This window comes from Nonomuraea basaltis, assembly GCF_005893125.1.
GTDB classification, from domain to species: Bacteria; Actinomycetota; Actinomycetes; order Streptosporangiales; family Streptosporangiaceae; genus Nonomuraea; species Nonomuraea basaltis.
Window position 1 is genome coordinate 1 of sequence record NZ_VCJS01000378.1, and the last position, 7457, is coordinate 7457.

At 69.2% G+C, this 7457-nt stretch carries 6 protein-coding genes; 4 read left to right on the forward strand and 2 right to left on the reverse strand.

All coding sequences use genetic code 11. The features are described from left to right. The first annotated feature begins 212 nt into the window (after positions 1-212). Positions 213-347: a hypothetical protein gene (locus EJK15_RS76980; RefSeq protein ID WP_276615603.1), complete on the forward strand. Its 135-nt coding sequence runs from the start codon at positions 213-215 to the stop codon at positions 345-347. Positions 348-405: 58 nt separating this feature from the next. Here EJK15_RS76980 and EJK15_RS65900 read toward each other — a convergent pair whose 3' ends face one another. Further along, positions 406-1998 (reverse strand): recombinase family protein, encoded by a 1593-nt coding sequence (locus EJK15_RS65900; protein WP_138720374.1) that lies wholly within the window; start codon positions 1996-1998, stop codon positions 406-408. Positions 1999-2046: 48 nt separating this feature from the next. Here EJK15_RS65900 and EJK15_RS65905 point away from each other — a divergent pair, with 48 nt between their 5' ends. Continuing rightward, on the forward strand, positions 2047-2691 hold the full coding sequence (locus EJK15_RS65905; RefSeq protein ID WP_138720375.1) for an ABC transporter ATP-binding protein: 645 nt from the start codon (positions 2047-2049) through the stop codon (positions 2689-2691). Continuing rightward, complete coding sequence (locus EJK15_RS65910) at positions 2691-3416, forward strand: ABC transporter permease (protein ID WP_138720378.1); 726 nt, start codon at positions 2691-2693, stop codon at positions 3414-3416. Before EJK15_RS65905 ends, EJK15_RS65910 begins: the two co-directional genes overlap by 1 nt. A 9-nt stretch (positions 3417-3425) precedes the next feature. On the opposite strand, the gene EJK15_RS65915 is transcribed toward EJK15_RS65910, so the two are convergent. After that, a complete protein-coding gene (locus EJK15_RS65915) occupies positions 3426-4784 on the reverse strand; it encodes a S8 family peptidase (RefSeq protein ID WP_138720376.1) in 1359 nt (452 codons plus the stop codon). A gap of 185 nt (positions 4785-4969) precedes the next feature. Here EJK15_RS65915 and EJK15_RS65920 point away from each other — a divergent pair, with 185 nt between their 5' ends. After that, positions 4970-7009 carry a spermine/spermidine synthase domain-containing protein gene (locus EJK15_RS65920; RefSeq protein ID WP_138720377.1) on the forward strand — a complete coding sequence of 680 codons (2040 nt, stop codon included), beginning with the start codon at positions 4970-4972 and terminating at the stop codon, positions 7007-7009. Positions 7010-7457: the final 448 nt, after the last annotated feature.

Genomic DNA, 7457 nt, shown 5'->3' on the forward strand with positions numbered 1-7457 from the left:
GGTGGGTGGGCTGCCCGGCCGCTGCCAGACAGCACCAATTAACGATCACGAGGGCGGCCGTGCCCTGGCTTTGGCCTGCGCTGACGACTGCGCGGGGCCGCTAGGGGTGGCCTGCCCGGTCGGGTGAGGCGGCAGAGATGGACGTGCGAGACAGACAGACAGCTCCGGATGGTCGGCTGGTCTGCCCTGATCAGGACGGCTGCGGGGATGGCATGTGTGAGAGACGGTGCGCGGTGGCGGAGAAACGACGGCTGGCCGAACACGTGCGGGCCATGGTGGCGGCCTGGCCACCGTTAACGCGCCGTCAGCGGGAACGGCTGGCGCTGCTGCTGCGCCCCCGGCCGTGAGCGGCGAGAACATGATCCGGCCCCCGTCACGACTGCGACGGGGCCGTGGCGTGTGTGCTCACGCTGCCTGCGGCACCGCTACCGGCTCGATCATGACGCGCTGCTCAATCGTCGGCCGGTGTCCGCGTCCGGCGGGGAGCAACCGGACGGTGACCAACTCGGCGATGATCTCGCGCTTGCGGCCCCGGCTCAGTCCCTTCCACGTCTGGGCGGCGTCGTCGGAGGTGGCGAACTCGGCAAGCGGGCTGCTCTTGGTGGCGGCGTCGATCTGCTTGCGGATCTCGGCAAGCTCCTCGTCCGCCTCCTGCGATGCGATAGCGGCTTGCTCCTCGTCGAAGATCCGGCGGGCCAGCAGGCGGGCCGCCGACTCCTTGGCCTTCTGGCACTCGGTGATCCGATCCCGCAACTCCTCAAGGTCGACGGTGGAGTTGACGGGCAACAGGTCGGCCACGTCATCGCGAGACAGCCGCTCAATAATGGCCTGCGTGACGTACTCGTCCGCCTCGACGGCGGGTGTCAGGCAATGGCCCTTGGTGCGGCACCGGTAGACCGCAACGCCCTTGTCGGTGTAGCGCACGCTCATCGTCGTCGTGCCGTCGTCGCACTGCCCGCACAGGAATTGAAGGCTGCCCAGCCACTTGGGCGTGTTGGACGGCGCGGTCCTGCGGCGCGGGTCCTCCAAGAGCGTGATCAGCGCTCGCCACTTGAGATCCGGGATGATCGCCGGGAAAGCGTCGTGCTTGATGATCGCACCCCGGTAGACGGCGTGCCCGGCCGTACGCGGGTGCATCAGAATCTGCCGGATGCTGCGGCTGTTCCACCCGTCGTGCTTGACCTGCTTGCCTCCGCGCTTCATCGTGCGCGCGTCGGTCTGCGCCACGGTGGGCACGCTCCGCTCTGCGAGATCTTGCAGCACGTGAGCCATCTTGACCCCGGCCAACAGATCATCGGCCCATCGCCTGATCTCGGCTGCTTCCGCCTCGTTGTGCTGGGTCACGTCCAGTACCGGGCGGTCCTCGTAGATCCGCTCCAGCGTCGGGGCCTTGGGGTTGACGCACACGGACCGGACGCGGCCGGTGTCCACGCCCCACCCGTACGGGCGTACGCCGCCGCCCCAATCACCGTTGCGGGCCTGGCGCTTGCGGGCCAACGCCACCCGTTCCCCGCGCTCGCCCGACTCGTACTCGCCTTCGTTGGTGTCGTTGATGAGATCCCTGCGGCCCTGAGGCTTGTTGAGGTTGTACTCACCCCCGCGAGCCACGCTGAACAACCGGACCTTGCTGGCGCGGGCGATCTTGATGAACTGGGTGACCTCCTCCACCTTGCGGTGCAGCCGCTTGGCGTGCCAGATGATGATGATCCCGATCCTGCCTGCCTGCATGTCCGCCAGCATGCGCAGGTACTCCGGACGCTCTACATCCTGGTAGGCCGATACGTCGTTGTCGCTGTAGGTAACCCGGATCTCGCCCAGATCGAACTCATCGGCCAGCTCCTGATTCTCCTCGTGCTGGCTGCTCACCCCATCGCCGGTCTTGGCCTTGTCCAGGCTCTTACGCGTGTAGTCCACCACCCAACGCGGCTGCTCGGGGGTGGTGGCGTGCCTGCTCACGCTGGTGGCGGTCTGCTCTGCTGCGGTCTGAAGCTTGCCCATGGTTCCCGTCCCTTCGCTTTGCCGGTTTTCGGTGGTTCTACCTCAATTATGTGCCCTAGACCCGTAGTCGGGAAGACCACGACCATGCGCATGCTGACCACCCTGCTCAAGCCCACGTCGGGCACCGCCACGGTGGCCGGCCACGACCTGCTCGCCGATCCTCGGGAGGTGCGCAGGCGCATCGGCTACGTGTCCCAGAGCGGCGCGATCCTGCCCGGGACGCCGCTGAAGGACGAGCTCGAGCTCCAGGCCATGCTGTACGGCCTGAGCCGCCGGGAGGCCGCCCCCAGGACCCGGACGGTGCTGGCCGAGCTGGAGCTGACCGGTCTCGACACCCGTTACCCCGAGGCGCTGTCCGGCGGTCAGCGGCGCCGCTTCGACATCGCGTTCGCCCTGCTGCACGAGCCGGCCCTGCTCTTCCTCGACGAGCCGACCACCGGCCTCGACCCGCAGAGCCGGGCCCACCTGTGGGACCACATCCGCGCGCTGCGCGCCGAGAAGGGCATCACGGTCTTCCTCACCACCCACTACCTCGACGAGGCCGACACCCTCTGCGACCGGGTGCTGATCATCGACCACGGCCGGATCGTGGCAGAGGGCGCCCCTGCGGAGCTGAAGACCGGCGGGCGCACGCTCGACGACGTGTTCCTCGACATCACCGGCAGGTCGCTGCGCGAGGAGGTGGGCGCGTGATGCTGCGCGACACCTGGGTGCTGTTCCGGCACGACGTGCGGATCACGCTGCGGCAGAAGTTCGGCATCGTGCTGGGCGTGATCCAGCCGCTGCTGTTCCTGGTGCTGTTCGGGCCCATCTTCACGACCTTCGGCACGTGGGAGACGCTGGTGCCCGGACTGATCGTCCAGCTCGGGCTGCTGAGCATGGGCCTGGCCGGGTTCGGCGTGCTCTTCGAGATGCGCTCCGGCGTGCTGGAGCGCATGCGCGTCACCCCGGCCAGCCGGCTGGCACTGCTGCTGGGGCGAGTGCTCAACAACGCGGTCACGCTGATCATCCAGACGGTGCTGCTGCTGGCGGTGGCCTTCGCGTTCGGCCTGCGGGCGCCGGTGCCGGGGCTGCTGGGCGGGCTCGTGCTGGTCGTCGTGCTGGGCGTCAGCCTGGCGGCGCTGTCGTACGCCGTCGCGCTCACCATCAATGAGCACCTCTTCGCGCCGGTGATGACCACGGCAGTGGTGCCGCTGGTCCTGCTGTCCGGCGCTTTCCTGCCGATGTCGATGGCGCCGGGCTGGCTCGACGCCATCTCGCACATCAGCCCGTTCAGGTACGTCCTGGAGGCGCTGCGCGACCTGTTCCAGGGGCGGTACCTGACGGGCACCGTGGGCGTCGGCGTGGCGGTGACCGCGGTCTTCGCCGTGGTCAGCCTCACGATCGGCACCCGCGTGTTCAACCGGGAGAACGCCTAGCCAGAGGGCTCAGGCCGCGCTCTTGGCCCGTCGCTGGAGGGCGGCGATGATCCCGGCCGGGTCCACGATCCCGTACCCGTAGGCGTAGTCGAACCCCACCTCGCTGCGGTCCTCCGCGGTCCTCCGCAGCAGCGCCCGCAGCTGGGCCGGTGACAGCGCGGCCGCCGGCCAGTGAGTCCGCACGGCCGCCACCAGCCCGGCGGCCACCGGCGTCGCCGCGGAGGTCCCCGAGTCGGGGGCGTCGTCGCCGAACGCCTTGGAGCCCAGGAAATGCGTGTACGCGCAGATGTCCGGCTTGCGGGCGGTCAGCCGCCCCGGCCCCTGGGAGGAGTAGCCCACCCGCTCGCCGTTGACGTCGATGCCGCCGATCGACAGGGCCTTCGGGTGGGAGTTCGCGCCGACGATGGGCCGGTTCGGATAGGCGCACCGGCCGTCCGCGCACTCCTGCCCGCAGTTGCCCGCCGCGAACAGCACGTCGGCGCCCGCCCGGTCGAGGGCGGCCACCATCAGGTTGAACGGATGGGCGGCGTTGTCGGAGTAGTTGCCCGGATGCCCGACGGGGAAGTCCCACTCGGGCGAGAACGACCCCCACGAGTTGCTCACGACCAGCGCCCGCGACTCGGCCGGCTGGGCGTCCAGCACGGTACGCAGGTGCGCGAACGCGGCCACCGCGTCCGACAGCAGCCCGTCCAGCGCCGAGCCGCCCGGCCGGGTGGACAGCAGCAGCGGGATGTCGATCAGCGAGGCGTGCGGGGCGGCGATGAGCGAGTCGAACGCGCACATCGTCCCGTGGTCCACCTCGAACTCGCCCGGCTTGCCCGGCACGCCCGGCGGGCTCCAGCACCGATCGGCGTCGAGCGTGACGCCCCGGCCGAGCTGCCTGGCCGTGTGGGCGGCGTTGACGCCGGTGTCCAGCACGGCCAGCGCCACCCCGGCGCCGTCGAGCCCCTCAGCGTGCAGCCCGGCCACGTTCAGCAACCGCTCGACGTCGCGCCAGTCGCCGACCGGCGGATCGCCGCCGCACGTGGGCGTGGACTCGATGACCGGGTCAGCGAAAATGCCCGCCACGTCCGGTCTGAGCGCGGGCAGCAGCGTGACCCTGGAGGCCAGCTCGTCGTCCGAGATCGTGCCCCGCACCAGCACGGACGCGTCCTCGGCGGCCAGTGAGAAGTCGAGCGGCTGGTTGAGCGAGAGGGGATCGCCGTCCGCCGCCGGAACGGGCCGGGGAAGGGCCACGGGGACGAACGCCGCGTCGAGCTCGACGCCCGGCAGGCCGTCGGCGACGTCGGCCGTGGTGGCGGTCTGGCCGGGGTCGGCCACGGCCGCGACCAGATCGGGGGAGGGGCGGAGCTGGATCAGGACCCGCATGGTGTCACCACCGAACGTTGTGGAGGGAAACGAACCCCCCAACATTCCTTCATCAGCCGGTGCGCGTCCAGTGCATTCCAGGGGTTTTGACCTGCAAGAACACCTCAAACGCCACGAAGCGGACGACATTTGTTCTGGCTCGTCAGGCTTCCTTGTTTTCGGTCTGTTCACTACGGTGAAGCAACATGACGCTCCAGGCGCAGAAGCCGGTCGACGACGGAGAAAAGGCTCACTGGCTGGCGGTGCGGCCCAGGCTCATCCTCGCCAGCGCCTTCATGCTCTTCCTTGAGCTGGCGCTGATCCGGTGGACCGGGTCCAACATCGTCCACCTCAGCTACTTCACCAACTTCGTGCTGCTCGGCTCGTTCCTGGGCATCGGGCTCGGCTTCCTGCGCGTGGGGCGGTCGCGGCGGCAGCCGTACTATTCGCCCGTCGTGCTCGCCGTCCTGGTCGTGGTCGTGCTGACCTTCCCGGTGACCGTCGACCGGAACACCGAGGGCGTCCTCTACTGGACGAGCCTGTCCACCAGCGGCCCGCCCGCGTGGCTGATCCTGCCGGTCATCTTCTGCGCCGCGGCGCTGGTGGTCATGGGGCCCGCCGAGCTCGTCGGCCGCTGCTTTCCCGAGCTGCCGCGCCTGGAGGCCTACCGCTACGACCTGATCGGCAGCCTCACGGGCATCGCGGCGTTCACGGCGCTGTCGTTCCTGAGCGCGCCGCCGGTGTTCTGGGGGCTGATCGCGGCGATCTGCTTCGGCGTGCTGCTGGTGCCCAGGCCGCGCGCGCTGTACGCGGGGCTGGTGACCGTGCCCTCGCTGGTCGTCGTGGGGCTGCTGCTGGCCGAGACGCTGACCGCCGGGGCGATCTGGTCGCCGTACTACAAGGTCACGTTCAAGCAGCTCCAGCAGCTCGGCATCGCCGTCACCGACATCGCGGTCAACGGCATCCCGCACCAGCAGGCCGTGCCCGCCGCCGCCCGCCTGCAATGGGAGCGCCAGTACGGGCTGCCGTACGAGCGGACCACGAAGCCCCCGCAGGACGTGCTCATCGTCGGCGCCGGCAGCGGCACCGACGTGGCGATCGCGCTGTCCAAGGGCGCGGCCCGCGTCGACGCCGTGGAGATCGACCCCAAGCTGCGCGAGCTCGGCGGCTCGGTGCATCCCGACCGGCCCTATGACGACCCGCGCGTCACCACTCACGTCACCGACGGCCGCGCCTTCCTCGAGCGTGCCGGCGACAAGTACGACCTGATCCTCTTCGCCCTGCCCGACTCGCTCACCCTCGTCTCCGGGGCCAGCTCGCTGCGGCTGGAGAGCTACCTGTTCACCGAGGAGGCCATGCGGGCCGCCCGCGACCACCTCAAGCCGGGCGGCACGTTCTCGATGTACAACTACTACCGCGAGAGCTGGCTCGTCGACCGGCTGGCCTCGACGATGCAGCGCGCCTTCGGCCACAAGCCGTGCGTCGACGTGGTCAGCACCGCGGGCCAGCAGGCCGTGATCACCGCGGGCGTCACCGCGGCCGACCAGCGTTGCGCCGCCGAATGGCCGGGGGCCGCCGCAGGCACGCCGCAGCCCGCCAACGACGACCGGCCCTTCCTCTACCTCAAGGACGCCACGATCCCGCCGATCTACATCATCACGCTCGGCCTGATCCTCATCGTCAGCCTGCTCGCCGTCCGCGTCGTGGCGGGGCCGTACCAGCGGATGCGGCCGTACGCGGACCTTTTCCTCCTGGGCGTGGCCTTCATGCTGCTGGAGACCAAGAGCGTCACCGGCTTCGCCCTGCTGTTCGGCACCACCTGGGTGGTCAACGCCATCGTCTTCGCCGGCGTGCTGGTCGCCGTGCTCGCCGCCGTCGAGGTGACCCGCCGCTTCCGCGTCCCGCCGCTGCCGGTCATGTACGGCGTCCTGCTCGCGGGCCTGCTGCTGGCCTGGCTGGTGCCGAACGAGTGGCTGCTGTCGCTGCCGTTGCCGCTGCGCGCGGTGGCGGCCGTGACGGTGGCGTTCCTGCCGATCTTCGCCGCGAACGTCGTGTTCGCCAAGCGCTTCGCCGACACGGCCGACGCGACCACCTCCTTCGGCGCGAACCTGCTGGGGGCGATGGTGGGCGGCTGCCTCGAATACGCGGCCCTGGTGATCGGCTACAAGGGCCTGCTCATCGTGGCCGCCGTGCTGTACCTGGGCGCCCTGGCACTGCTGCCCCGCAAACGAGGCGCACTGGTGTGACGGAATCGCGCCGCTCATGGACAAGAGAGGCGAGACAAAGCCGATTTCGCAAATGATGTGGGTCGCGCGGCAGCGCTTCGGCACGCTCCCTGCGCTGCGCCCCGCTTCCTCTGTAACGCCTTGACGAATGGTCAGGTGAATTGTTTCCGCCGTGGGTTGATTTGTCGCTGACAGCGAGGTGAGCTGGAGATACCAGAATGCCGTCAAACACGACGATCGTTGAAACCGAAAAGGGAAACACGTCTTTTCGAAAAGGAGGCGGCGAGATCGGGGGTGACATCCGGTAACCCACGAGAAAAGGAAAAGCCATGGCGACACAAGCCTCGATAGTTCACGCGTTCTGGTGGCTTCGCCGAGCGTGATGGCTGAGTGATTTATTGATCTTCATCTGCGGTTTCGGGCAGGCACCCGCGTCGGCGGTCACGCCGATGGTGCCGGTTCCACGAGC